This is a genomic window from Vibrio sp. YT-15 (genome assembly GCF_033337445.1).
GTDB classification, from domain to species: Bacteria; Pseudomonadota; Gammaproteobacteria; order Enterobacterales; family Vibrionaceae; genus Vibrio; species Vibrio alginolyticus.
Map to the genome: position 1 here is coordinate 1 of NZ_JAWOQR010000088.1, position 1,308 is coordinate 1,308.

Genomic DNA, 1,308 nt, shown 5'->3' on the forward strand with positions numbered 1-1,308 from the left:
ACTTCGAGTTGTAACTGAGCTTGGTCGAGACGCTTGGTAATCGTGCGTACCTGAATCATTGAATTGAGATCACGAAGCTGCTGAGCCATCGCCTCGGTTTTCGCCAGTTCGATGTCGCCTTCACGATAGATAACCTGGCGCTGCAAATTGCTGCTGTCGACACGGTCATCATCAATCACAACCAACTTACCCACGCCAGCAGACGCGAGATACAAACTTGCTGCACTACCCAACCCACCACAGCCGATGAGCAACACATGAGATTGACCAAGACGAGCTTGGCCCGATTCTCCGATTTCAGGTAACGAAACTTGACGCTGATAACGAATGAATTCTTGCTCAGTAAGCACGATAGTCCTCCATGACCAATGACGTGCTCGTTGTGCTCATCAGTTGGTCGAAAAACTCAATCACTTGTTTCGGCGATTCGGACAAGGTAATCGCACGAACCACCGCTAACCTGGACACGCCACATTGCCAAACTTGCTCTGCGTTTGATTGGTCAATGCCACCAATGGCCACAGTTGGATAGCCAACACTTTCACCATATGGAATGCTATCGATCAACTTTTGATACAAGGCTAAGCGAACCAAACCTTGCGGTTTGGATGGCATTTGTTTGGTGGTGGTCGGAAAGATATGCCCCAACGCAATATAGCTTGGGTTAATTTGGACGATACGCAGCAGTTCATAATAACCATGGGTTGATAGGCCTAAGCAAATACCTGCGGTGCTCAACTGGCTCAAATTGGAATCTTCGATATCCTCTTGACCAAGATGAACCCCGAACGCGCCATGCTTTATTGCTAGTTGCCAATAATCATTAATAAAAACTTGAGCGTCATACTGACGACCGAGTTCAATTGCGCGTGCAATCTGCTGTTCTAAGTCTGGCTGATAGGGGTCTTTGATACGTAGTTGAATGGTTTTGATGCCCAATGGCAACAACCGTTCAATCCAACTGACGTCGTCCACGACCGGATAGAGCCCCAAACTCTGTTTGCTCAGATGAGGAAAGTTGACCGATTGTCCGTATGATGACCAACCTACTTTGATGCCTAAACGACAATCTTCTAGGACAGGGATAGGAAAGTCAGCAAACGGAAACGCCCACTCCTGCTTAACCATTGTTGCACCATTAATGAGTGTTTCACGTGAAACTTTCGTCATTGGGCGCGCTAAGGTCAAAGCATCTTCAATAGGGAAATCGAGAGCAAGCAGCGTTACCATCCACGCTAGGTGTTGATCGGTCTGAAGAGTTGTATTTCTAGAAGTAGAGGCAACTGACAGCGCTCTTATTTCATCATT

At 47.2% G+C, this 1,308-nt stretch carries 2 protein-coding genes; both read right to left on the reverse strand.

Annotated elements, in window-relative coordinates:
* On the reverse strand, positions 1-350 hold a 350-nt coding region (locus R7D93_RS25450; RefSeq protein ID WP_318129574.1), incomplete at its 3' end, for a ThiF family adenylyltransferase.
* A partial coding sequence (locus tag R7D93_RS25455) for a thiamine phosphate synthase (protein WP_318129575.1) occupies positions 340-1,308 on the reverse strand: 969 nt, incomplete at its 5' end. The genes R7D93_RS25455 and R7D93_RS25450, both read right to left, overlap by 11 nt.